Source organism: Nocardia wallacei, from assembly GCF_029869545.1.
GTDB classification, from domain to species: Bacteria; Actinomycetota; Actinomycetes; order Mycobacteriales; family Mycobacteriaceae; genus Nocardia; species Nocardia wallacei_A.
In genome coordinates this window covers 25,642-49,641 of the sequence record NZ_JARWQD010000109.1, presented here as the reverse complement: position 1 = coordinate 49,641, position 24,000 = coordinate 25,642, and the positions used below count along the sequence as shown (strand labels likewise).

18 protein-coding genes are annotated in these 24,000 nt (G+C 69.0%); 9 read left to right on the top strand and 9 right to left on the bottom strand.

Annotated elements, in window-relative coordinates:
• Window positions 1-170: 170 nt before the first annotated feature.
• From QH290_RS08020 to QH290_RS08010, 3 genes are all read right to left on the bottom strand, one after another.
• A complete protein-coding gene (locus QH290_RS08020) occupies window positions 171-2,318 on the bottom strand; it encodes a 3-hydroxyacyl-CoA dehydrogenase NAD-binding domain-containing protein (RefSeq protein WP_280263051.1) in 2,148 nt (715 codons plus the stop codon).
• A 31-nt stretch (window positions 2,319-2,349) separates the two neighbouring features.
• The gene (locus QH290_RS08015; protein WP_280263049.1) at window positions 2,350-3,561 is read right to left on the bottom strand and encodes an acetyl-CoA C-acetyltransferase; all 1,212 of its coding nucleotides are present in this window, start codon (window positions 3,559-3,561) and stop codon (window positions 2,350-2,352) included.
• A gap of 256 nt (window positions 3,562-3,817) precedes the next feature.
• Window positions 3,818-6,757 (bottom strand): DNA polymerase III subunit gamma and tau, encoded by a 2,940-nt coding sequence (locus QH290_RS08010; protein ID WP_280382426.1) that lies wholly within the window; start codon window positions 6,755-6,757, stop codon window positions 3,818-3,820.
• Between the two features lie 391 nt (window positions 6,758-7,148).
• Between QH290_RS08010 and QH290_RS08005 the strand changes: the two genes are divergently transcribed.
• From QH290_RS08005 to QH290_RS07990, 4 genes are all read left to right on the top strand, one after another.
• On the top strand, window positions 7,149-8,006 hold the full coding sequence (locus QH290_RS08005; RefSeq protein WP_280382425.1) for a hypothetical protein: 858 nt from the start codon (window positions 7,149-7,151) through the stop codon (window positions 8,004-8,006).
• 321 nt (window positions 8,007-8,327) lie between these two features.
• Window positions 8,328-9,623 carry an ammonium transporter gene (locus QH290_RS08000; protein ID WP_280268534.1) on the top strand — a complete coding sequence of 432 codons (1,296 nt, stop codon included), beginning with the start codon at window positions 8,328-8,330 and terminating at the stop codon, window positions 9,621-9,623.
• 117 nt (window positions 9,624-9,740) lie between these two features.
• Window positions 9,741-11,990 carry an MMPL family transporter gene (locus QH290_RS07995; RefSeq protein WP_280268535.1) on the top strand — a complete coding sequence of 750 codons (2,250 nt, stop codon included), beginning with the start codon at window positions 9,741-9,743 and terminating at the stop codon, window positions 11,988-11,990.
• Window positions 11,990-12,673: a TetR/AcrR family transcriptional regulator gene (locus tag QH290_RS07990; protein ID WP_280268571.1), complete on the top strand. Its 684-nt coding sequence runs from the start codon at window positions 11,990-11,992 to the stop codon at window positions 12,671-12,673. Before QH290_RS07995 ends, QH290_RS07990 begins: the two co-directional genes overlap by 1 nt.
• A gap of 31 nt (window positions 12,674-12,704) precedes the next feature.
• On the opposite strand, the gene QH290_RS07985 is transcribed toward QH290_RS07990, so the two are convergent.
• Together QH290_RS07985 and QH290_RS07980 are read right to left on the bottom strand one after the other, a co-directional pair.
• Entirely contained in the window at window positions 12,705-13,946 is a 1,242-nt protein-coding gene (locus tag QH290_RS07985; protein ID WP_280268536.1) for a neutral zinc metallopeptidase, read from the bottom strand.
• Between the two features lie 5 nt (window positions 13,947-13,951).
• Window positions 13,952-14,800 carry a neutral zinc metallopeptidase gene (locus tag QH290_RS07980; protein ID WP_280382423.1) on the bottom strand — a complete coding sequence of 283 codons (849 nt, stop codon included), beginning with the start codon at window positions 14,798-14,800 and terminating at the stop codon, window positions 13,952-13,954.
• A gap of 752 nt (window positions 14,801-15,552) precedes the next feature.
• Here QH290_RS07980 and QH290_RS07975 point away from each other — a divergent pair.
• Window positions 15,553-17,175 carry a DUF2207 family protein gene (locus QH290_RS07975; RefSeq protein ID WP_280382421.1) on the top strand — a complete coding sequence of 541 codons (1,623 nt, stop codon included), beginning with the start codon at window positions 15,553-15,555 and terminating at the stop codon, window positions 17,173-17,175.
• Between the two features lie 3 nt (window positions 17,176-17,178).
• Here QH290_RS07975 and bla read toward each other — a convergent pair whose 3' ends face one another.
• From bla to QH290_RS07960, 3 genes are all read right to left on the bottom strand, one after another.
• Window positions 17,179-18,114 carry a class A beta-lactamase gene (bla, locus tag QH290_RS07970; RefSeq protein WP_280382435.1) on the bottom strand — a complete coding sequence of 312 codons (936 nt, stop codon included), beginning with the start codon at window positions 18,112-18,114 and terminating at the stop codon, window positions 17,179-17,181.
• A gap of 27 nt (window positions 18,115-18,141) precedes the next feature.
• Window positions 18,142-18,705, bottom strand: a complete 564-nt coding sequence (locus QH290_RS07965) for a TetR/AcrR family transcriptional regulator (RefSeq protein WP_280268539.1) — start codon at window positions 18,703-18,705, stop codon at window positions 18,142-18,144.
• 67 nt (window positions 18,706-18,772) lie between these two features.
• A complete protein-coding gene (locus tag QH290_RS07960) occupies window positions 18,773-20,041 on the bottom strand; it encodes an ROK family protein (RefSeq protein ID WP_280382419.1) in 1,269 nt (422 codons plus the stop codon).
• A gap of 359 nt (window positions 20,042-20,400) precedes the next feature.
• On the opposite strand from QH290_RS07960, the gene QH290_RS07955 reads away from it, so the two are divergent.
• Window positions 20,401-21,513 (top strand): Fic family protein, encoded by a 1,113-nt coding sequence (locus tag QH290_RS07955; protein WP_280382417.1) that lies wholly within the window; start codon window positions 20,401-20,403, stop codon window positions 21,511-21,513.
• Between the two features lies 1 nt (window position 21,514).
• Here QH290_RS07955 and QH290_RS07950 read toward each other — a convergent pair whose 3' ends face one another.
• Complete coding sequence (locus QH290_RS07950) at window positions 21,515-21,874, bottom strand: hypothetical protein (RefSeq protein WP_280268542.1); 360 nt, start codon at window positions 21,872-21,874, stop codon at window positions 21,515-21,517.
• Between the two features lie 348 nt (window positions 21,875-22,222).
• Between QH290_RS07950 and QH290_RS07945 the strand changes: the two genes are divergently transcribed.
• The 3 genes from QH290_RS07945 (at window position 22,223) to QH290_RS07935 (ending at window position 23,994) form a co-directional block, all read left to right on the top strand.
• Window positions 22,223-23,116 carry a helix-turn-helix domain-containing protein gene (locus QH290_RS07945; RefSeq protein ID WP_280382415.1) on the top strand — a complete coding sequence of 298 codons (894 nt, stop codon included), beginning with the start codon at window positions 22,223-22,225 and terminating at the stop codon, window positions 23,114-23,116.
• The gene (locus QH290_RS07940) at window positions 23,113-23,322 is read left to right on the top strand and encodes a DUF397 domain-containing protein (protein WP_280382413.1); all 210 of its coding nucleotides are present in this window, start codon (window positions 23,113-23,115) and stop codon (window positions 23,320-23,322) included. Before QH290_RS07945 ends, QH290_RS07940 begins: the two co-directional genes overlap by 4 nt.
• Window positions 23,323-23,406: 84 nt before the next feature.
• Window positions 23,407-23,994: a hypothetical protein gene (locus QH290_RS07935; RefSeq protein WP_280268545.1), complete on the top strand. Its 588-nt coding sequence runs from the start codon at window positions 23,407-23,409 to the stop codon at window positions 23,992-23,994.
• The last annotated feature ends 6 nt before the right edge of the window (window positions 23,995-24,000 follow it).

Below are 24,000 nucleotides of genomic sequence, written 5' to 3'. Positions count from 1 at the left end.
AACTCATCCGCGCTTACTCCAACGTAGCGCGGACCACGGTCATCCGGTGGAGATTCCGCCCGCGTGTGTGAGGGACCGACCAGTCCGGACGAAAGCCCTTCGCACGCAAGACGGCCCGGACCACGATGATCGTGATCCGGGCCGTACCGGGCGTTCGGTGGTGCTCGGTGCTACTTGCGCAGCGAGGCGGGCACCTCGAAGCGCTTGCCGTACTTGGCGGCCAGCTCGTCCGCGCGGGCCACGAAGGCCTCCTGTCCACCCGGGTAGCCGACGATGAACTGGTGCACGCCACCGGTCCAGGCCGGGTAGCCGATGCCGAAGATCGAACCGATGTTGGCGTCGGCCGTCGACGTCAGCACGCCCTCGTCGAAACACTTCTGGGTCTCGATGGCCTCGATGAACAGCTGCCGATCGATCAGGTCCTGGAACGGAACCTTGTCCTCGGTGCTGGTCTTGAAGTGCTCACGCAGGCCCGACCACAGGCCCTGCCGCTTGCCGTCCTCGTCGTACTCGTAGAAACCGGCCTTCTCCAGACGGCCCGGACGGCCCTGCTCGACCATGTAGTCGATGACATCCTGCGCCGGGTGCCGCTCGGTGCCCAGCTTGGTGTCGCCGGCCTTGGCGGCCTCCAGGGTCTCCTTGGCGATCTTCTGCATGAGCTTCATGTTCAGCTCGTCCGACAGCTGCAGCGGCGCCGCCGGGTAGCCCGCCTGCAGACCCGACTGCTCGATGGTCTGCGGGTCGATGCCCTCCTTCAGCATCGCGATCGCCTCGTTGACGAACGTGCCGATCACGCGCGAGGTGAAGAAGCCGCGGCTGTCGTTGACCACGATCGGGGTCTTGCGGATCGCCAGGGTGTAGTCGAACACCCGGGCCAGCGCCTCGTCGGAGGTCTTCTCGCCCTTGATGATCTCCACCAGCGGCATCTTGTCGACCGGGGAGAAGAAGTGGATGCCGATGAAGTCCTGCTCGCGCTTCACGCCCGTCGCCAGGCCGGTGATCGGCAGGGTCGAGGTGTTGGAGCCCAGCAGCGCATCCGGGGTGACGATGTCCTCGATCTCCTGGAACACCTTGTGCTTGAGCTCGGTGTTCTCGAAGACGGCCTCGATCACGAAATCGACGCCCTCGAGATCCTTGGCCTCGGCGGTCGGGTGGATACGGTCCAGCAGCGCCTTGGACTTCTCCTCGGTGGTCTTGCCGCGCGAGAGGGCCTTCTCCTCGAGCTTGACCGAGTAGCCCTTACCGCGCTCGGCCGCCTCCAGCGAGACATCCTTCAGCACGACCTCGTACCCGGCCTTGGCCGAGACGTAGGCGATGCCCGCGCCCATCATGCCCGCGCCCAGCACGCCGACCTTCTTGATCTCCTTCTTCGGCACGTCCTTCGGACGCGAACCACCGTTGTTGATGGTCTGCAGGTCGAAGAAGAACGCCTGGATCATGTTCTTCGCGACCGGGCCGGTGAGCAGGTCGACGAAGTAGCGCGACTCGATCAGCGAGGCGTTGTCGAAGTCGACCTGGGCGCCCTCGATGGCGGCGGCCATGATGTTCTTCGGCGCGGGCATGTTGGCGCCCTTGAGCTGCTTGCGCAGGTTCGCGGGGAACGCCGGGAGGTTGGCGGCCAGCGACGGGGTGGAGGGGGTGCCGCCGGGGATCTTGTAGCCCTTGACGTCCCAGGGCTGCACGCCCTTGTCCGGGTTCGCCTTGATCCACGCCTTGGCGGCCGGGACCAGCTCCTCGACCGAGCCGACGACCTCGTCGACCAGGCCGATGCCCTTGGCCTTCGCGGCGTTGAACTCGTTGCCCTGCAGCAGGATCTGCATCAGCGCGTTCTGGATGCCGAACATGCGCACGGTGCGGGTGACGCCGCCACCGGCGGGCAGCAGGCCCAGCTTCACCTCGGGCAGGCCGATCTTGAGGCCCTTCACGTCGGCGGCGATGCGGTGGTGGGTGGCCAGCGTGATCTCCAGGCCGCCGCCGAGCGCGGCGCCGTTGATCGCCGAGACGACCGGCTTACCGAGCTGCTCGAGGCGGCGCAGCGCCGACTTGATCTCGGTCAGCTCGTCCATCAGGGCCTGGGCGTCGTTCGGGCCGACCTGCATCATGTTCTTCAGGTCACCACCGGCGAAGAACGTCTTCTTCGCCGAGGTGATGACGACACCGGTGATGTCGTCCTTCTCGGCCTCGAGGCGGTCGACGGTGGCCGTCATCGACTTCTTGTAGAGGTCGTTCATCGTGTTGGCGCCCTGGTTCGGGTCGTCCATGGTCAACACGACGATGCCGTCGGCGTCCTTCTCCCAGGCAATCATGTTGTCGGTCATGTGTTTTCGTCTCTCCTGTGAGGTAAGGGCGTCAGACGCGCTCGATGATGGTGGCCACACCCATGCCGCCGCCGATGCACAGGGTCACCAGGGCGTAGCGGGCGTTGCGGCGTTCCAGCTCGTCGACCATGGTGCCGGTGATCATCGCGCCGGTGGCGCCCAGCGGGTGGCCCATGGCGATCGCGCCGCCGTTGACGTTCAGCTTCTCGTTCGGGATGTTCAGGTCCTTCTGGAACTTCAGAACGACCGAGGCGAATGCCTCGTTGATCTCGAACAGGTCGATGTCGTCGACGCTCAGGCCCGCCTTGGCCAGCGCCTTGTGCGCGGCCGGGGTCGGGCCGGTCAGCATGATGGTGGCGTCGGCGCCGGAGATGCCGGTGGAGACGATGCGGGCGCGCGGGGTCAGGCCGGAGGCCTTACCGGCCTCCTCGTTGCCGACCAGCACCAGCGCGGCGCCGTCGACGATGCCGGAGCTGTTGCCGCCGTGGTGGACGTGGTTGATCTTCTCGACGAAGTGGTACTTCTGCAGCGCCACCGCGTCGAAGCCACCCATCTCGCCGATGCCCGCGAAGGACGGGTTGAGCTTGGCCAGGTCCTCGGGCTTGGTGCCGGGACGCATGTGCTCGTCGCGGTCCAGCACGGTCAGGCCGTTGATGTCCTTGACGGGCACGACGGACTTGGCGAAGTAGCCGCCGGTCCACGCGGCCGCGGCGCGCTCCTGCGACTGCACCGCGTAGGCGTCGACGTCATCGCGGGAGAAGCCCTCGATGGTGGCGATCAGGTCGGCCGAGATGCCCTGCGGGACGATGTAGCTCTCGTAGCTGGTCCACGGGTCCATGAACATGGCGCCGCCGTCGGAGCCCATCGGCACGCGCGACATGGCCTCCACGCCACCGGCGATGACCAGGTCCTCGAAGCCGGAGCGGACCTTCTGGGCGGCGAGGTTGACGGCCTCCAGGCCGGAGGCGCAGAAGCGGTTGATCTGGGTGCCACCGACGGTGTCGGGCAGGCCCGAGGTCAGCACGGTGGTGCGGGCGATATCGGCGCCCTGGTCACCCACCGGCGAGACGACGCCGAGGACGACGTCCGAGATGCGCTCCTCGTCCAGGTTCGGGAAGCGGTTACGCAGCTCCTTGACCAGACCGGTCGTCAGATCGATCGGCTTGACCGAGTGCAGCGAGCCCTTCTTGTTGCGGCCCCGCGGAGTGCGGATGGCCTCGTAAATGTAGGCCTCTGTGGTCATATCGGAGTCTTTCCTTCCTTAGGCTGCGCCGACACCGCAGTGCCCGGTATCGCCGCAGGTAACCTCGCCGACCGGCCATACGACCGACCGTGTAGACGCTGTACAAACGTCGACATGCCACGGCCCACGCATGCTCCGGTCGCCCGTACGCCTGGGCATACCATAGAACCTCGTAGCACCGCTGCTGACGACCACCTGTTCATAGTACAGCCGGATGCGAACTCCGGTTAACTTAAGGCCGTCGGGGAGGTGTCTGTCAACCCTCCAGGCGTGTGGCGCCCAGCTCACTCACGAGCAACTCCAAGGCCACCTCATCGGGGTCGCGGCGGTCGCCGGGCGGGACCGGGCGGGCCGACTCCGCGAGCATCTCCTGCTCTTCCTCCGGCGTCGACGCAGGTGGGACGCCCTCATAACCTACCGACGAGTAGTCGGGCGGGCCGGGATCGTCGGGGTAGTCCGGCCCGTCGGGCAGCGGAATGTCGTCGTCCGGAGGCGCCGAGCGCGCGCCGGAATCGTTACGCGACGGACCCGATTCGCGGCCCCGGGCACTAGGGGTCGAATCGGGATTGTCGGGGTTGGCCGCCTTCGACTGGCTCGGCCGGGTGTATCGCGGAGCCTCGGACGGCCCGGAGCCACGCGCGCCCCCTTGGCCTCCCCTGTTCGCGGCACCGCCGCCCGCAGCCCCCGTGGCACCGCGGTTCGAAGCCCCAGACCCCGTGGCACCGCGGTTCGGCGCACCGGAGCCACGATCACCGCCCGCGGGCGCGCCCCCCGAGGCGACCTCCCAGCGCACCCCGTGCTCGCGGCCCACGACGGCGTGCACCGCCGCCTGCACCGCCTCGACGTACTTCGGATTCGACAGCCGCTGCGCCAGCGGCGCGTGCTGATGCGCGAACACGATGGTGTCGCCCTCGACCCGCGCCACCGACGCCCCGGACAGCAGCGCATGCACCGCCGCCCCGAACTCCCGCACCTTGGCCCGGATCTCCCCCCACTTCGCCTCGATCTCCCGCGCGAGGTCCCCGTCGGGGGCAGAACCAGCCGAAACCTCCCGCACAAGGCCACCATCGGGGGCAGACCCAGCCGAAACCTCCCGCACAAGACCACCATCGGGAACCGAATCGGCCGATGCCCCGGGTCCGTCCACAGACGCAGCCCGCTCAGGCGACTCAGCAGCCGCGTGCCCGGGCGGTGCCTCCGGGCCGCCTGGGGGCGGGGGCATGGGAGCGGTCGAATAGGGCTCCCGGGATTCGGCGTCCGCGAGCGATTCGACATCCGAAGGCAATTCGGCGCGTGTGGGCGGTGCGTTCAGCTCCGCCATTTCGTCTGCGTCCTCGAGATCTACCGATCCGGCGCCTTGCGCGACGTCGGGCTCTGCCACGCCGGATACCTCGGTGGCCGAATCCCCGTGCCCCGACGCCGCCGCGCCCTGCGCCGACGCAGTCGCCAGGCGAGCATCACCGCGCTCGGAATCGTCCTGCACCGCTGCGGATTCGGTACCGCGAGCAGCCTCCGCACCGCGACCCGCCCCGGGTTCAACCGATCCGACGGCGGACGAAGGCGCACCCGCGGGGCGACGATCGGCGGGCGGCACGGAATCGCCCTGCGGCACTTGCGCTTCCGGCGCGGCCGGTGCGTGCTGAACGTCGGGACCGGTGGGCGCCTGGGCGCGCTGGGCAGGATGGGGGCGTGGCTCGATGCCGGACGCAGCGGGCGGTGCGGAAGCAGGAGGCTCGTCCGACCCCGATGACGCTGCCGACGCGTGCCCGGAAGCGTGGTCCGCATCCGATCCCCGCGACGCCGAGTGGGCGCGGGAGTGTGGCGGTTCGGCTACCGGGGGGTTGGACTCGGGCCGCCGAGGCGCCGCGTCAGCCTCGGGTTGTGATGCGCTGCCCGACTTCTCGGCGCGGAGTGCGGCCAATGCCTCGGCCCCGCGGCGGCGGGGGGCGGCGGAGGGCGGCGCGGCCCGAGATGCCGGGCTCGCTGCGCCGGTACCGCCGCTCGCACCGGGATTCGGCGCGGAAGCGGGCGGCACCGCACCACCGGCCATGCCGCGCTCCAGGCGCTCGAGGCGTTGCAGGGTGGCGGATTCGGTGTCGGAGACCGCGGGGAGCAGCATGCGGGCGCAGACGACCTCGAGCAGCAGCCGCGGGGCGGTGGCGCCGCGCATCTCGCCCAGGCCCTCGTGCAGTAGTTCGGCGTAGCGGGTGAGGGTGGCCGGGCCGATGCGGTCGGCCTGGTCGCGCATGCGCTCGAGAACATCGCCCGGCCCGGTGACCAGATTGCGGTCGGCGGCGTCGGGCACCGCGCGCAGCAGGATCAGGTCGCGCATGCGCTCCAGCAGGTCGGTGGCGAAGCGGCGCGGGTCGTGCCCGGCCTCGACGACCCGGTCCACGGTGCCGAACAGCGCCGCACCGTCGGCGGCGGCCAGCGCCTCGACCGCCTCGTCGATCAGCGCGATATCGGTGACGCCCAGCAGCGCCAGCGCGCGCTGGTAGGCGACGCCCTCCGGCCCGGCACCGGCCAGCAGCTGGTCCAGCACGCTCAGGCTGTCGCGCGGGGAGCCGCCACCGGCACGGATCACCAGCGGGTACACCGCCTCCTCGACCTGCACGCCCTCCTGCTCGCAGATCTGGCCGAGCAGCCCGCGCATGGTCGCCGGGGGCAGCAGCCGGAACGGATAGTGATGGGTGCGCGAGCGAATCGTCGGCAGCACCTTGTCCGGCTCGGTGGTGGCGAAGACGAAGATCAGGTGGGCGGGCGGCTCCTCGACGATCTTGAGCAGCGCGTTGAAGCCCGCGGTGGTGACCATGTGCGCCTCGTCGACGATGAACACGCGGTAGCGCGACTCCGCCGGCGCGTAGAAGGCGCGGTCGCGCAGCTCGCGGGTGTCGTCGACGCCACCGTGGCTCGCGGCGTCCAGCTCGATGACGTCCAGGTTGCCGGGGCCGCCCGGGGCCAGCGCCACACACGACGGGCAGACCCCGCACGGGCGGGACGTCGGCCCCTCCACGCAGTTCAGCGAGCGCGCGAGGATGCGCGCCGAGGACGTCTTGCCGCAGCCGCGCGGGCCGGAGAACAGGTAGGCATGACTGATCCGGCCGGTGTCGAGCGCGGTGCTCAACGGGTCGGTGACGTGCTCCTGCCCCACCACTTCAGCGAACGTTGCCGGTCGGTACTTCCGGTACAGAGCCACGGCCCGAGGGTACCGGCGACCACCGACAGTCGCGGCGGCTCCCACCGCGAAGCACGACGCAACCATTCCGGCAACCCGTTAGCACACAAGTCGACAGACCGATAAGTTCGGTTCCGTTCCGTACAAATTCGAACCATGACCGAATGGACTAGTTTGCCGATCCTGACGCGTTTTCGGACGCATGTTTTCAAACCGGCGCCCCGTTTGAATGTGATTCAGCGAACATAACGATCCCGTAACCCGATTGGCTTTCCACGCAATCGACTGGCTAACGTGAGTTCCGGCAACTTCGGTAGCCAAACCTTCATCAGGTTGGTGACCCCGGTCGGTCCCTCATCCCGACCGGGGCACAACCTGAAAATCACAGACCTCTCGCTCTGTCCCGGAGGAAATGTCGACCGTGCAGTCGTGTGACGACATCGCCACCGCCTGGCTCTCGCATACCGATTTCGCCGGTAACCGGACCGCCGCAGGCCTGCTGAGCCGCGCGATCAGTCCGCAGGAATTCGCCCTCAACCGCGACTCGCTACCGGTGGCGGCGGCCGCCGATCCGAAGACCTCGGCCGCCATCCTGGAGTTACTCGGACGTGGTCAAGTGCCCACAATGGCGGCCATCCGAACCCTTATCGCGCAGAACGAGATGCGTGCCGAGGCCGAGCGCATCGAGCGCATGGGTAAACGGGCCCAGCGCAGTATTGATGAATTCGGGCGCGTGCTGGCGACATCCACCCACGAATACTGGGCGGAACACGGAATCGGGCCGACCCGGCGCGACATTCTGCTCACCGATCCCGTGCTCACGCTGATCCGCGAACGCGTGGGCGATATCGCGCCGAACGCGGTCAAACACCTGTGGCTGATCGAGCGGGCCCAGCGGGCGGGCTGGATCGCCTACAGCGCCACCCCCCGATCGCTGTGCGCGGCAAGGCGTTTCCACTCCGCCAAGTACGGAAACCGGGTGTCGCTGCGGCCGGTGAATGCCATCGGCACGCTGGTCGCGGGCTATCTCGACGAGTACGCGCGCACCCACGGGCGCCCGCCGCGCTGGTCGGTGCTGGCCCACGATCTGCGCGACGACCGCGGCCGCCGAGTCTTCAACGACACCGCCGACGCCCGCGCCCAGCAGCAGTGGCTCGATACCGCCGAATGGCTCGCGATCGAGGACGACCTCCCGATTCCGGGGCCGCGCGGGCGGCGGGCGTTGATGCGGAAAAAGGCCCCGGCCAAAAGCGTGCCGGGGACGAAGTAGGGCCAGGCACGCCGGGAACGAAATAGGCCCTGGTACGCCGGGAACGAAATAGGCCCTGGTACGCCGGGGACGAAATAGGGGCCAGGCACACCAGGGACAACGTAGAAGCCACGCACACCGGAGACAACGTAGGAGCCGCGCACTCCAGGGACAACGTAGGGGCCAGGTACGCCGGGGACGACGTAGGAGCCAGGCACGCCGGGGACGGAGTAGGGCCTGGTACGCCGGGGAGGAAAGGCGTGGGCCGGGGGCGGTGGGGCGGGGGACCGTACTGAACGTTCGGTAATTTCTTTCTACGCGAACGCGCCGGAAGGAGTTGCCGTGCCACCGACCATCGACCCCGCCGCCACGGCCTGGCTGTTGGCCAGCACCGCCCTGGTGCTGCTGATGACGCCCGGCCTGGCCATCTTCTACGGCGGGATGGTCCGCTCGACCGGCGTGCTGAACATGTTGATGATGAGCTTCATCGCCATTCCGCTGGTGACGGTGGTGTGGCTGCTGCTCGGGTACGCGCTGGCCTTCGGCGACGATGCCGGGGGCGGGCTGATCGGCACCCTGTCCCACGCCGGGATGGCCGGAATCGACCCGGCCGCGGTGCGCAACGGCGTCCCGGAACTGCTGTACGTGACCTTCCAGCTGACCTTCGCGATCCTGACCGCCGCCCTGGTCAGCGGCGCCATCGCGGACCGGGCGAAGTTCGCGGCGTGGATGGTGTTCGTCCCGCTGTGGACGCTCGCGGTCTATGCCCCTGTCGCGCACTGGGTCTGGGGCCCGGACGGGTGGCTGGCCTCCTTCGGCGCGCTCGACTTCGCGGGCGGGCTGGTGGTCGAGATCGCCTCGGGCGCTTCGGCATTGGCCCTGGCGCTGGTGCTGGGCCCGCGCATCGGCTTCAAGGTCGATGCGATGCGGCCGCACAATCTTCCCTTCGTGCTGCTGGGCGCGGGACTGCTGTGGTTCGGCTGGTTCGGCTTCAACGCCGGATCGGCGTTGGCGGCCAACGGGATCGCCGCCGCGGTCTTCCTCAACACGCTCGTCGCGGGATGCCTCGGCATGCTGGGCTGGCTCGCGGTGGAGCAGCTGCGTGACGGTCGCCCGACCACCTTCGGCGCCGCCTCCGGCGTGGTGGCCGGACTGGTGGCGATCACCCCGTCGTGCGGCTCGGTGAACACCCTGGGCGCGGTGATCGTGGGACTGGTTGCGGGCGTGGCGTGTTCGTTCGCGGTGAGCTGGAAGTTCAAGGCGGGCTACGACGATTCGCTGGACGTGGTGGGCGTGCACTTCGTCGGCGGCATCGTCGGCACGCTGCTCATCGGGCTGCTCGCCGACCAGGTGATGACCGGCGGCGTGCGCGGCCTGTTCTACGGCGGCGGACTGTCCCAGCTGGGCAAGCAGCTGGTGGGCGTGCTGGTCGTGGCGGCCTGGGCGTTCGGGGTGTCGTACCTGCTGGGCAAGGTCATCGACCGCACACTGGGCTTCCGGGTCAGCAAGGAGGACGAGGTCGCGGGCATCGACTTCGCGCTGCACGCCGAGACGGCCTATGCCGAGGGTGTGCACGGTCATGCGCCGCGCGGCATCTTCGGACATCAGCACGGCAAGGGCGAGCGCGACGCGCTGTAACGGGGATCACCTTCGCGGGGGCGCTCTCCCTCTTGCGGACCCACGAGGTAACGGCGTTACGCTAACATCGTTACCTTATGGCCGCCGCGCAGCCGAGGCAGAAACGAGGAGCGCCCCATGCTGACCCGAATCGCTCGGATCACCACTCGCTACCCCAAACAGATACTGCTGGCGGCGCTCGCGCTCGCCCTGCTGTGCGGCGCGTTCGGCGCGACCGTCACCGATAAGCTCAAAGGCGGCGGCTTCACCTCCGACGGAGCCGAGTCCTCGCAGGTCACCAGGCTGATGGCGGACCATTTCGGCGGCGCCGAACCCAACCTGGTACTGCTGATCCGATCCGATCACGGCGTCGACGCGGGCGATGCGCGCACGATGGCCACCGAGATCACCGAGCGGCTGCAGTCGCGCGGCGACACCGTCGGCGTCCGGTCGTACTGGACCAGCCCACCGCAGGTCGCCTCGACGCTGCGCAGCACGGACGGCAAGAGCGCGCTCGTGCTCGCCTACCTCACCGGCGGCGACGATCGGGCGCAGAAGACGGCGGGCGAGATCGTCGAGGGAATCGGCGACACCCCGCCCGGCGTCACAGTGCAGGCGGGCGGCCTGTCGGCGCTGTACCAGGAGGTGAACAGCCAGGTCACCAAGGACCTCGCGATGGCCGAGGGCGTGGCGGTGCCGCTGACGGCGATCGTGCTGATGCTGGTGTTCGGCAGCGTGGTCGCGGCCGCGCTGCCGCTGCTCATCGGCGCCTTCGCGATCCTGGGCACGCTGGCGATCCTGCAGGCGCTCACCGCGGTCAGCGACGTATCGATCTACGCGCTGAACATGACCACGGCGCTCGGCCTGGCGCTGGCCATCGACTACAGCCTGTTCATCGTCAGCCGGTACCGCGAGGAACTGGAAAGCGGCCTCGCGCACCGCGATGCGGCGATCCGCGCGGTGCAGACCGCCGGGCGCACGGTGCTGTATTCGACGCTCACGGTGGTGCTGGCGCTCGCGGCGCTGGCGGTCTTCGATCTCTACTTCCTGCGGTCGGTCGCCTTCGCGGGCGTCGCCGTCGTGGCGGCCGCGGCCGCCGCCTCGATCGTGATCCTGCCCGCCGTACTGGTGCTGCTGGGCGATCGGGTGAACGCCTGGAATCTGCGCGTTCCGCTGCGGCGGCTGCTGCGCCGCCCGGAGCCGGTGGCGCGGCCCATCGAGCAGTCCGCGTGGTATCGCACCGTGTCGTGGGTGATGCGCCGCGCCGCGCCGGTGGCGGTGGTGCTCATCGCGCTGCTGCTGGCGATCGGATCACCGTTCCTCGGCGTGAAATTCGGCTATCCGGACGATCGGGTGCTGCCGGTCGGCGCGGAGAGCCGGGCCGTGGGCGACGTGCTGCGCAGCGATTTCCCGGGGGTCAACGCCGGTACCGCCACCACGGTGGTGCTGGACGGATATCGCGGGGACGCGGGCGGCTACGCGGGCGCGCTGTCGCGGGTGAACGGCGTCTCCGCGGTGCTGTCGAGTTCGGGCGTGTACGTCTCGGGCGCCCGGGTCGCGCCCACGCCGCCGGGGATGGCCAACGACAACGGCCAATACCTCACGGTCACATCGAAATTCATGCCGTACACCGCGGACGGGCAGAACCAGCTCGAGCAGCTGCGGTCCGTGCCCGCACCCGCACCGGCGCTGTTCGGCGGGGCCGCGGCCATCAACGCCGACACCCTGCACGCGCTGGGGGCGCGGCTGCCGCTCGCGATCGGGCTCATCGTGTTGTCCACCTTCATCGTGCTGTTCCTGTTCACCGGCAGCGTCGTGCTTCCGCTGAAAGCCCTGGTACTCAACACACTGTCGCTCAGCGCGATGTTCGGGATGATGGTGTGGATCTTCCAGGAGGGGCATCTGTCCGGCCTGCTCGACTTCACCGCGACCGGCTACCTGGTGGCGACGATGCCCATCCTGATGTTCTGCCTGGCCTTCGGGATGTCGATGGACTACGAGGTGTTCCTGCTGTCGCGAATCCGGGAGGCGTGGCTGGCCTCCGGGCGCACGTCCGCCGACAACGTCCGGTCGGTGGCGCTCGGGGTCGCCCGCACCGGGCGGATCATCACCGCGGCGGCCGTGCTGATGGCTATCGTGTTGGGCGCCATGGTCACATCGAAGGTGTCGTTCATGCAGATGTTCGGCCTCGGGCTCACCCTCACCGTGCTCGCCGATGCCACCGTCATCCGCGGGCTGCTGGTTCCGGCGCTGATGAAGTTGATGGGCCGGGCCAACTGGTGGGCGCCCGCCCCGCTGGCGCGGTTGCACGAGCGGATCGGACTGTCGGAGGAGGCCCCGGCGCCGCGCGGCACGGCCGCCGAACCCGAACCGGCGGGCCGCGCGTGATGTGCCCGCGGCGTCCCAGGTCGGCCCGCGGCACCGGCGCCCAGCTGCGCGAGGAGATCCTCGCGGCCACCCGGGACCTGTTGGCGCGCAGCGGGAATGCCGATTCGGTGTCGATCCGCGACGTGGGCAGGATCGTCGGGGTGAGCGCCCCGTCGATCTACCGGCACTTCGCCGACAAGGAGGCGCTCATCGATGCGGCGACGGCGCAGGTGTTCGAGGATCTCGACGTCGCCATCGCCGCCGCCACCGATCCCGCCCTGTCGCCGATCACCCGGATGCGCGATCAGGGTCTGGCGTATGTGCGCTTCGCCCTGGAGCATCCGGGCCAGTACCGGGCCGCGATCGGTCCCCCGTCCGACCATGGGCCGAGCGCGGTCGACCTGGTCATGAGCAGCGGTGCGTTCCAACGCTTCTCGCAGACCGTGCAGGAGGCCATGGACGCCGGGACGATCACCGCGGGCGATCCGCTGCCCGTGGTGCTGGAGCTGTGGGCGGCCGCGCACGGCATCGCCTCGCTGCTGATCTCCAAGCCCCATCTGCCGTGGGGCGACGCCGAGGCCGTCGCGAACCGGGTGCTGGGCGCGGCCTGCATCGGGCACGCGGTGCTCGACATCATGGGCGGTGAGCCGTTCGAACCCGACGAGACGGCGCGGTGGCTGGAGGAGCTGCGGCGCCGGAATTGACTGCGGTGCAAGACGTTCCGGCGACCGTTTCTCAGGAGACGTCCCCCGGCGAGGCTACCCACGTATTGCACTTCTGGGTGCGGTTGTTGAAATACCCGTGCTCGTACCAGGATCCGTAGTTCTGCTTGGTGCCGTGGTCTCGGGTGTCCCCTGGGCCGTCGCCGCGGGTGTAGTTGTCGCGGATGGTGCGGCCCGCCTGGTCGTCGCTGATCGTGCCGACGTGATTGGAGGAACCGATGAACATGCCACCGAAACACTGCGCCTGCAGCTCGAGCCGCCGCGAAAGTTCCAGCCCCCGTGCGGAAGTCGGCCCCGCCTCGTATCGCTCCCTGTGCGACTTCTGGGAGACGCCGCTGATTGCCTCGACGTGATGGCCGTATTCGTGCGCGAAGACCATCAGGTAGATCACCGAATCGTCGCCGTAGTCCTCGACCTGGATGGTGTCCAGCGGCATGTAGATGGTGTGGTTGGTCGAGCAGTAGAACGCGGCGAAGCTGCCGCCGGAGCTGGTGCACGGTGAGGTCGCGCTCGACGCGCGGGCGGGGACCGAGACGGTCGGACTGGAGAACGGCAGGTTGGCGGCCTGCAGCACCGGCTTCCACATGTTGTCCAGGCAGGTCTTGGCCGCGTCGAAGAATGCCTGCGCGGCCGCGACGGTGGCGCCCCAGCGCGGGTAGCCGCACTCGATATTGATCAGTCCCGATTCGGGATCGCGGAACAGCGGATTGTCGCCGGTCGCCAGGACCGGCTGCGGCCCAGCGGGTTTCGTCGAGGTCGCGGCGCGGCTGGTCGAGGCGGACCGCGAGGTCGTCGCGCGTTCGGACGTGGTGGGCGAACTCGCCGACGTCGTGGTGTAGCTCGGCGGCGCGTAGGTGTGGCTGGGCGTGTCGTAGGAGTATTTCGACGGGTCGCTGCTGGTGGCGCCAACGGTGGCGAACACGACCAGGGCGCCGACCACGCCGAAGACCAGTAGCACCGCGAACACCACGCCGACGGCGCCGCCGCCACCGGACCGCGGCGGCGGATAGGGACGCCCGTAGTACCCGGGCGGCGGCAGCGGCGGACCGTACGGCGGCCGCGGCATGCCGGGCGGCGGACCGTACGGCGGTCGCGGGCCCGCGCCGTAGCCGGGCGGGGCGCCGTATCCGGGTGGCGGGCCGTAGCCCGGCGGTGGTCCGTAGCCGGGGGGCGGACCGTAGCCGGGCGGACCCGGCCGCGGGCCGTGCGGCGGCGGAAAGCCGTGCGGTGGTGGGTTTCCCGGGGGCTGGTTCATGGGGATCAACTCACCTGACTCGCTGGGGCCTTGAACGTATTGCACTGCGCGGACCGGTTCTGGTCGAAGCCGACGCTGAACCAGTCGCCCATATGCTGTGCGGAGCCATGATCGCGCATATCGCCCTGGGCGTCACCGCGACCGTAGGCGTCCTTCTTGGTGTTGCCGGTCTGGGTCGGCGTCAGCGAGCCGCCGCCCGCCGTGGCCGCCACGAACATTCCGTCGAAACAGTTGGCCTGCAGCTCGACTCGCCGCGACAGTTCCAGCCCGCGCGGGCTGCTGGTGCCGGATTCGCGGCGCTGCTTGTTGGCCTCCAGCAGGATTCCGGACTGGGCCTGGATGTGGTGGCCGTACTCGTGGGCGAACACCGACAGGTAGATCTCCCAGCGATCCTTGAACATCTCGGTCTGCAGCTGGCTGATCGGCATGTAGATGGTCTGGTTCGCGCCGCAGTAGAAGGCCGCGAAATTGCTGCTGCTGCCGGTGCAGGGCGTGCTGATCCCGGCGGTGGTCGCGGTGACGCTCAGGTTCGGGGGCGTGAACGACAGCTTCGCGGCCGACATCACCGGGCGCCACGCCTGCTCGAGGCAGGTCGCCGCGCTCTCGAAGAACTTTCGCGCCGCATCGACCTGGGTGCTCCAGGGCGCATAGTTGCAGCGGGCGGGACTCAACGGCGAACCCGGGTCGGCCAGTAGCGGATTGGCGTCGGTCGCCGCGACGCCCGCGGTCCCCGTCGACCTGCCGGTGGTCGGCGCATAGGTATAACTCGGCTGATCACCCGAGCGGGTGGCCGCATGCACACCGGTCCGGATCGCGGTCCGCACCAGCCCACTCGTCACCAGCAGAATGACCACGATCAAAACCACGGCCAGCCCACCACCCCCACGCTTACGCCGCGGCCCCCTCCCCGGCGGCCCATACGGCACCGGCGGCGGCATCGGCGGCCGATACCCCGGCGCCATCCCATAACCCGGAGCCCCGGGCGCAAACCCCGGCGGCGGCGCATATCCCGGCGGCCCGGCCGAATGCGCGGGCGGCGGACCGTAACCCGGCCGTGGCTGCGGCGACGCTTGCCCGGGAAGCACAGGTGGCGCATGCCCAGGCGGCGGCGCACCGTAGCTCGGCGGAGCCGATCGCGGAGGCGGCCCACCGTAGCCCGATGGCGGCACCGAATGCGCAGGCGGCGCACCATAACCAGGCGGCGATTGAGCATGTCCTGGTTGTGGTGCCGCGTGCCCAGGCGGCGCAGAATGACCCGGTGGCGGTGCTGCATGCCCGGACGGCGGCATATGCCCCGGCTGTGATGCGCCATGGCCCGGGGAGTGTGGAGCCGAATGCGCGGGCGGCGCACTGTAACCCGGTGGTGGTTGGCCATGCCCTGGTTGTGGTGCCGCATCGCCCGGTGCCGCAGCGGGCCCGGGCGGCGGGTTGTACTGCGGCGCACAGTGGTGGGGCGGGGGGCCGGAGGGAGGCGGGACCGGCCGACCGGCAGGCGAATTCGGACCATGCCCGTAGGGTGGTTGACTCACTCCCCCGCGCCCCCAGTTCTTCCAGGTCTCCAAACAGCCGCTGACGCAGGATAGCAAGCCGTCTAAGCTACGGCCCCATGCTGATCTTTCGGGGGGGCGCCCTGGGCGCTCTGTTGGTTGTACTGGCGGGACTGTTCGGAGGGTTGCCCGCGGCCCAGGCACAGGGACCGGTCGGTGGGGTCACGATCAATGCGGATATCAAGCTGAGTGAGCAGGGGCTGCTCGAGGTTGCGGAGACGGTGCAGGTGCCGCCGGGGGGCGAGTTCCATATGGCGGTGCCGCTGCGGGTGGCGTTGAAGGACAAGGGGGAACGCCGTTTCAGCGTCACCGATATCTCCTCGACCGGTCCCGGCACGGCGAAGGTGGAGGGCGACCGGTTCAGCATCGACGCGCAGCCCGGCGAGTCGTCGTACCGCTACACGGTGCACAACGTGGTCAACGATGCGCCCGGCACCCAGATCTTCCGGTGGAGCGGCGTGCTCAACACCGACGTCGACTCGATCACCGCGTCGGTGATCAGCCCCAGCTATCAGATGGGCATCGTCGACTGCAAGATCGGCCCGGTGGGCACCTCGCAGCCGTGCGCCGATGTGCGGGTGGAGCCCGACGGCGTGCTGACGCTGTACAAGGAGGGCCTGCGCAAGGGCGACATGATCGATCTCACGCTGCAGATGCCGCCCGGCACCGTGCCCGCCAACGCCGACATCACCGGCGACGAGCCGAGCGCCTTCGCGATCACCACGCCGGTGCTCGTCGCCTTCGGCGCACTGCTGCTGGGACTGGCCGCGGCCGCCGGATACGTGGCGTGGGCACGGCGGCAGGAGGCGGCGGCGCTGACGGCGCAGGACACGCTGGATCCGGTGCAGCACAACGGAAATCAGGCGCAGTTCGCCTCGCCCGGCGGCGTGCTGCCCGGCGAGGCGGGACTGCTGCTGGACGGCTCCGCCGACGCCAGCGACCTGGCCGCCACGGTCGTGGATCTCGCGGTGCGCCGCTATCTCTGGGTCACCCCGGTCAGCGATTCGGACTGGCGGATCAGCCGCGTCAACCCGCCCGACGATCAGCTGCGCGGCTACGAGCAGGCCGTGTACCGGGCGCTGCTGCCCGACGGCACCGAATCGGTCCTGGTCTCGGAGCTGCGCGCGGCGGGCCGGGTGAGCGGCGAACCGGTGCGTGCGGCACTGCGCGAGGATGCCTTCACGCGGGGCACGCTGATCGATCGGACCCGGCGCGGCCCGGCGTTCTGGCTGGGCGCGGCGCTGGTGGTGGCCGGGGTCGCGGTGACGGTCGCGCTGGCGATCACCGGCGGCCATGCGCTGGTCGGTGTCGCGATCGCGCTCGGCGGGGTGGCGGCGCTGCTGCTGCCGCGCTACCTGCCGACCCGCACGGCCGCCGGGCGCCAGTTGGCCGGGCAGGTGCGAGCGCTGCAGCGCGGGCTGGATGCCCTTGCCCCCGACCGGATTCCGCCCGCCGACCGCGAGGTGATCTTCTCCCGGGCGCTGCCGTTCACCATCGTCGGCGGACGCACGGACAACTGGATCCGCACCTTCCGGGAGCTGAATCCCGCGGCCGATCGGCAGGCGGGCCTGTACTGGTTCGGCGGATTCGACCGCGACCCGAACCTGCACCGGTTCGCCGGGCACTTCCCGTTCTTCATCACCGCGCTGGACGGGCTGTTCGGCACGAGCAGCCGCTGGTGAGCGCTACCGGGCGGGCGGTTGGAGCGCCTTGGTGAGGTAGGCCGCGGCATCGGCGATCATGGCGTACGGCGGCGCGGCGTCGAATCCGGCGCGGTCGGTCATGATCGCCAGGACCAGCGGCGCGCCGTCGGGCGGCCAGACGATGGCGACATCGTTGGCGCGGCCGAAATCACCGTGGCCGGTCTTGTTGGCGACGGTCCACCCGGCGGGGACACCGGCTCGGATGGTCTGGGCGCCGGTGGTGCTGCGCTGCAGCCAATCCCGCAGCAGCGCTTGCTTTTCCGCGGGGAGCGCCCCGCGGAGCACGATCTGCTGATAGTCGGCGGCGAGCGCGCGCGGGGTGATGGTGTCGCGCGGATCGCCGGGCGGATCGCTGTTCAGCTCGGGTTCGTACTGGTCCATGCGGCCGACGGTGTCGCCCAGACTGCGCAGGTAGGCGGTGAGCTGTTCCGGTCCGCCGATATCGCGCATCAGCAGATTACCGGCGGTGCCGTCGCTGAATCGTATTGCGGCGTCGCATAATTCGCGGATCGTCAGCCCCGTCTCGATATGATCCTGGGCCACGGGCGAGATCGAGTTCACATCCTCCCTCGTGTACCGGACGAGGGTGTCGAGATAGGACATCGGATGCCGCTGCAGGACGGCGGCGGCCGCGAGGGTCTTGAAGGTGGAGCAGAAGGCGAAGCGGTCGTCGGCGCGGTAGGCCAGCGACACCGCGGTGCGGGTGGATACGGCGTAGACGCCCAGGCGCGCATCGTATGCGCGCTCCAGCGACGCGAAGTGCTCCTCGGCCGCCGCCGGGTCGACCAGGGTGCCCGAGACCGGGCCCGCGGCGGGCGGCGCCGAGGTCCGCGCGTCGGTGTCCGCACAGGCGGATACGGTCAGCCCCAGGGCACCGAGCAGCAGATTCCGGCGGCCGAAGGCCGTTCGCCCGAACACATTCCGTTCGTGGGTCACCCCCGCACACTACCCAGCGCGCAGGCCGTCGAGCACGATGTCCATCGTGCGCCGCACCGCCCGCTCGTACGACTCGTCGGGTCGCACGAAGATCTGCAGGGTCATCAGCCGCGCCATGTCCTGGGCGTCCACATCGGTGCGCAGCTCGCCGTCGACCTGGGCCTGCGCGGTCATCCGGGCGACCTGCTCGGCGATGGTGCCGCGAAGGTCGGCCAGGCTCGGGTCGGCCTGGACGTCGGCGTGCAGGGCCGGTTCGATCGCGGAGGCCGTGGCACCCAGGCCCGATTCGGCGCATTCGCGCAGGAAGCGCCGCAGCGCGGGCCAGGCACCGTCCTCCTCGAGGGCGGCGGTGGCGGCGAGGTCGGACAGTGCCTGCAGATAGGCCCGGGCGGTGGCGGTGATCAGGGTGCCGCGGTCGGGAAACCGCCGGTACAGGGTGCCGACGCCTACCCCGGCCCGATCGGCGATCTCCTTCATCGGCACGTCGACGCCCTGCTCTCGGAACACGGTCTGCGCCGCCGCGAGGATGTGGTCCCGGTTGCTGCGCGCGTCCGCCCGCAGTTGGTCGGCCATCGCCACCACCTCCGAAAGAAATGGACGAATTTCTTCCGCTTAGTGTAGCGTGGCGGTCCGGCGGCCCTCAGCGGGCGGTGCGGATGCTGCGGCGCATGGCCGAGAGCGGATCGGCGTAGAAGACGCTCAGGGCGGTGACGGCCGCGGCGTGTTCCTGGACGCGTCCGCCGAACCTGCTGATGCGCAGATCCGCGGGCGGCAGGGTGGTGCCCTGCGCGAAAGCCTTGACCACACGGTCGATTCCGGGGCGGTAGCCGGTGAATGCCTGGCCGCCCAGGACGACTCGGTCCGGGTTGAACATGTCCCGCACCAGAGCCGCTGTGTGGCCGAGGATTTCGGCCCGCTCCACCAGTAGTTCGCGCGCCGGTTCCGAGCCGCCCTCGGCGGCGCGGTACAGGTCGGCGATCACCGGGCGGCGCGGGGCCTCGCGCTTGGGCACGATGCCCGCCCGCACGGCCCGGTGCAGCAGCGCCGCCTCGCCGATGGTGGCCTCCAGGCAGCCGCGGCGGCCGCACGAGCATTCCACGTCGGAACCGGTCGGCAGGTGCGCGATGGATCCGGGACCGTTGGTCGGGGTGTGCACGCGATCGTGCAGGGTGACCGCGATGCCCGCGGTCTCACGGGCGTAGATGTACAGGCTCGAGCCGGGCCGCGGCTCGCCCGACCCGTCGTGGGTGAGCAGCAGTTCGGCGGCGGCCATCGCCTCGACGTGTGCCGACACCGAGACGGGCAGGTCGAGCACGGCACCGAAGGCCGCGGCCACCGGTGCGGTCCGCCAGCCCAGCCGCGGATGGTCGACCACCCCGGCCGTCGGGTCGACTCGGCCCGCCAGCGCGACGCCGGTCCACAGCGGGCGGCGACGCGGCAGCCGGTCGAGGAACGCCTTCGCGCTGCGGGCGATGATCGTGAGTGCGGCGTCGGCCCCGGCCTGCGGGGTCGCGATCTCCAGTCCGCCGAGGATGCGGCCGGACAGGTCGGCGGCGATGATGCGGGTCACCGTGGCGCCGATGTGCACGCCCAGGGTGGCGTAGGTGTCGGTATCGACCTCGAAGGGCACCCGCGGACGCCCGACGGCGCCGGATGCGGTGAGATCGGCGCGTTCTCGCAGCAGTCCGGCCGAAAGTAGCGCGGACACTTGGCGATTCACCGTCGCGATGCTCAAACCCGTGGTCTGCGCGGCGGTGTCGCGGAAGATCGGGCCGCGGGCGGCGGCCCGCAGGACGGCGGCCGCGGGGTTGTCGGCGATGCGTAATTCGGGCGGCACCGCGGGGCGCGGGGCCACGGCCCGGGTGGTGAGGGTCTGCGAGGACGATCGCTCGAGGGTGGGGCTCGTCATGTGCGTAATCCTTGTTGTGGTCCGCGGGTACACCGCGGACGAATCGATCCGAAACAGCAACAAGGCAGCGAGAAGGGCCCGAACTCGGGGAGGCGAGGAGCGGTTCTCAGCTGCGCGGCCGGGAGCAACACAGCTCCCGCTGCCGCGGCAGCCGCACACCGAGCGCGACGGTCATGTACGTGACCCGCGTGGCATTCGGTCGGCTGGAGGACATGCCATAAAAGCTAACATCCCATGTCTTCGGGACGCCAGACCGCCCGGTACGCATCATTTGGAATCACCGTGATTCCAAACAACGTTGCGGTCGAGCATACGTTATTCTCCGCAAAATACGCAGAGAATAACGCTACAATAGCCGCATGGCGAGAAGGCGGCAGTACATCTGGGAGATCCCTGGTTGGCCTGCGCTCTCTTACGATGCCGACCGCCTGGCCGGGCCGCTCGCCGAGGCGTCTCGCCTGCAGGGAAGGCTCATCGGCCGGCTCGCCGATTCGGACGACAGGATCGCCGACCAGGTGTGCATGACCACTCTGACCTCCGATGTGGTCAAGACGAGCGAGATCGAGGGCGAGTTGCTCGACGCCGAATCCGTCCGCTCCTCCATCGCGCGGCACCTGGGTGTCGATATCGGCGCCCTCGCACCGGCCGATCGGCATGTCGACGGAGTGGTCGAGATGGTGCTCGACGCGACGATCCACCACGATCGCCCGATGACCACGGACCGGCTTTTCGGTTGGCATGCAGGGTTGTTCCCTACCGGTTACTCGGGTATCTCGAGGCTGCGCGTGGGCGCGTGGCGCGACGATACCGGTGGCCCCATGCGGGTGGTCTCGGGTCCCTACGGCAGACAGCAGGTGCATTTCGAGGCGCCACCGGCCGACCGCCTGGACGCCGAGATGCTGCAGTTCCTGGACTGGTTCAACCTGGAAACCTCGCAACCCGCGATCGTGAAGGCAGGTCTGGCGCACCTGTGGTTCGTCACCGTGCACCCGTTCGACGACGGAAACGGACGCATCGCACGCGCGCTCGGTGACCTCTGGCTTGCCCGCGCGGACGGGAGTTCCCGGCGGTTCTACAGCCTGTCCGCCCAGATCCAGCGCGACCGCGCAGGCTATTACCGCATTCTGGAACGCACCCAGCACGGCACGCTCGACACGACCGAGTGGCTGCTCTGGTTTCTCGGGGCCCTGCAACGCGCGACCGTCCGCGCGGACGAGACCGTCGACGCTGCCCTGGCCAAGGCCGGATACTGGCGCCGCTGGGGACAATTCGCGCTGAACACTCGGCAGATCATGATGCTGAATCGCCTGCTGGACGGCTTCAACGGCAATCTCACCACACGTAAATGGGCAATCATCGCCAAGTGCTCGCCGGACACCGCACTGCGTGACATCAACCAGCTGATCGAACTGGGCGTGCTGCGTCGATCGAAATCCGGTGGGCGCAGTACCGCGTACGAATTGGCCGCGTAGTTCACGAGTTCAGCCACCGCTCTACTTGCTCGAGAGTTGGTGCGGTGTAAATGGTTTCGCCGTCCTCGGTGTCGAGTAGGCGCCATTCGTAGGGGGCGTGCAGGGTGCGGGTCAGGTGGTAGCCCGCTCTGGCGGCGCGGGTCGCGAGGTGGAGGAAGCGGGCGGGTCGGTCGTCGAGTGGCGGCCGATTCGGTTCGGTGTCAGTCGATTCCACGGCGGTACCTCCGAAGTCGTCGGCGTTTCGAGTCGGGCGTGATTCGGGCGGTTGTTCGGAGGGCCAGACGCATCCGACGGCGAGCGAGGCGAAACCGCACGCGGTGAGGGTCGCCACGATGCTCGACACCACATACCAAATGCTCACGGTCAGTTCACCTCCCAAGGGCGAGGCGCCTGACACGGAATGTCGGCGGGATTAGAATTGCGGGCGTCCCACAGTTCGGCGTTCATCGGTACCTCGGTTCGTCGTCGGTCTGGGCGCCCGGCCCCAAGGAGTAGGGGGGTTCGGGAATCCGAATTTCGTGGAGCAGCTCCCTCCGGGCGCGCAGTCAGCTCAGCTCAGAGGCGGTCGCAACGGTTGGCAATACGGGGAATCCACTCGAATCGCGGCAATTCGCGAGAGTGGTGTCCGAGGACATCGGAACAAAAAACCAAAGGTTCCCCAGGGCGATATCCAAAATCTGAGCTCTTCGCATCCAGAGCAGGAGGATCGATGTCCGAAACCAGCTCCACCACGCCCGGCTCCACGGTTCCCCGACGACAACTCGGCCGGTATCTGCGGGACCTTCGGCAGCAGGCAGGCATGACGATCGTCGAGATAGCGAGGTTGATCGAACGAGGCGCGTCCACGGTGCAGCGCCTGGAGACCGGGACAGCCGACCGCATTCGACTGCGGGATGTGGAGGCGATCTGCCGGGTCGTGGGTGCGGATCCGACGATCACCGAGGCACTCAAAGGTTTGGCGCAGCAGGGGAATACGAAGAGTTGGTATCACCAGTACGGCGATCTGATTCCCGTCAGCTTCGATGTCTACATGGGGTTGGAGTCGGCCGCCTCGGCACTGGCTTCATATCAGGAGCTGGTGCCCGGCCTGCTGCAGATTCCCAGCTACGCCCGAATGTTGTACCGCATCGGTCACTTGGACGAATCCGACAGCGAAATTGCTCGGCGGGTGGAAATGCGCATTCGCCGCCAGATCCTGATTTCCCGCAAGACTCGGCCCGCCACCGTCGACGTGATCCTCGACGAGTCGGCACTTCGTCGTGTGGTCGGCGACCGGCGGATCATGGCTGCCCAGTTGCGGCACCTCGCCGACATGAGCACTCGCCCCAACATCACGATCCGAGTCCTGCCCCACGCGGCAGGTATTCCCCTGGGCGAGTTGACAGGACCATTCACGGTCTTGGACTTCGCAACGGGTCCGGGTGGAAAACCGATCGAGCCAGCGGTGGTCTACGTCGAGGGCTACCGAGGCGCGATGTACTTCGAAGAAGCGGTCGACGTCCACGCTTATCGCGCCACTTTCGAAGCGCTGGGGCGTGTAGCGTTGTCACCAGAGGCAAGTAGGGACATGCTCAGGAAAATGGCAAGGGAGTACGCCGCGTGAACGTCGATCTATCTTGTGCACGCTGGTTCAAGAGCAGCCACAGCGGCGCGAACCAGGACTGCGTCGAGGTCGCCTTCCTGGACACCGGCCACGTAGGCATCCGCGACTCCAAGAACCCAACCGGCCCAGCACTGGTTTTCGCACCCACCGAGTGGGATGCCCTGGTCACCGGAGTGATGAGCGGGGATCTCCACCCCACCCTCTGACTCGAAATAAACAGCGACACTGGGCGGCCCCGCCCCACCGTGAGTGGAGCGGGGCCGTCCTCATGCCGAGGAAGGAACACCACCGTGACTACCGGCCCGGCCCCCATCCACTACCCCAGCGACAAGGCCATTCGCGAACTCACCCATTGGATGCTCGATCAGCATCAGGGCTGGGATTCGCCCCCGATGTTCTTCGGGCTCGCCGCGGATACCTCCGGCGAGCTCGCCGTCGACGGGGGGCCGCTGCACAACGACGAAACCGCGGCCTCCTCCATGGATCCGGTGCACTATCGCGCCGCGCAGATGAAGCATTCGGGAATTCCGCTGTGGGGCTTCGGACTTCTCTTCGAAGGCTATTGCGAGGAGTTCACCCCCGAGGAAACCGCGTCGGGTGAGATGCGCCGGATCATGCTCGAGGGCCGCCTCCCCGACCGCCCCACCGCCGAGGAAATGTGCAACGCGGTCATCTACGACGCCCGGGGCAACGAATGGGTCGCCCTCACCTACCGCTACCTCCCCGAACGCGGCATCTCCGAATTGTTCACGCCCACAACGGCTATAACGAAACCCCCACTGGGCATGTCCGGCTACCTGTGGTCCGCAGCCCTCCTCCTCGACCCCGCCAACCGCCCCCGCGTCCTGGAAATGGTCGCCGCCACCGAGGACGAGTGACCCTCG

Excerpts from the sequence above, each read along its gene's own strand:
- QH290_RS07965 (WP_280268539.1), bottom strand. The coding sequence starts at position 18,705 with ATGGCCGACCAACTGCGGGCGGACGCGCGCAGCAACCGGGACCACATC.
- QH290_RS07995 (WP_280268535.1), top strand. The coding sequence starts at position 9,741 with ATGCTGACCCGAATCGCTCGGATCACCACTCGCTACCCCAAACAGATA.
- QH290_RS07945 (WP_280382415.1), top strand. The coding sequence starts at position 22,223 with ATGTCCGAAACCAGCTCCACCACGCCCGGCTCCACGGTTCCCCGACGA.
- QH290_RS07990 (WP_280268571.1), top strand. The coding sequence starts at position 11,990 with ATGTGCCCGCGGCGTCCCAGGTCGGCCCGCGGCACCGGCGCCCAGCTG.
- QH290_RS07975 (WP_280382421.1), top strand. The coding sequence starts at position 15,553 with ATGCTGATCTTTCGGGGGGGCGCCCTGGGCGCTCTGTTGGTTGTACTG.
- QH290_RS08020 (WP_280263051.1), bottom strand. The coding sequence starts at position 2,318 with ATGACCGACAACATGATTGCCTGGGAGAAGGACGCCGACGGCATCGTC.
- QH290_RS08005 (WP_280382425.1), top strand. The coding sequence starts at position 7,149 with ATGTCGACCGTGCAGTCGTGTGACGACATCGCCACCGCCTGGCTCTCG.
- QH290_RS07960 (WP_280382419.1), bottom strand. The coding sequence starts at position 20,041 with ATGACGAGCCCCACCCTCGAGCGATCGTCCTCGCAGACCCTCACCACC.
- QH290_RS08015 (WP_280263049.1), bottom strand. The coding sequence starts at position 3,561 with ATGACCACAGAGGCCTACATTTACGAGGCCATCCGCACTCCGCGGGGC.
- QH290_RS07985 (WP_280268536.1), bottom strand. The coding sequence starts at position 13,946 with ATGAACCAGCCCCCGGGAAACCCACCACCGCACGGCTTTCCGCCGCCG.
- QH290_RS07955 (WP_280382417.1), top strand. The coding sequence starts at position 20,401 with ATGGCGAGAAGGCGGCAGTACATCTGGGAGATCCCTGGTTGGCCTGCG.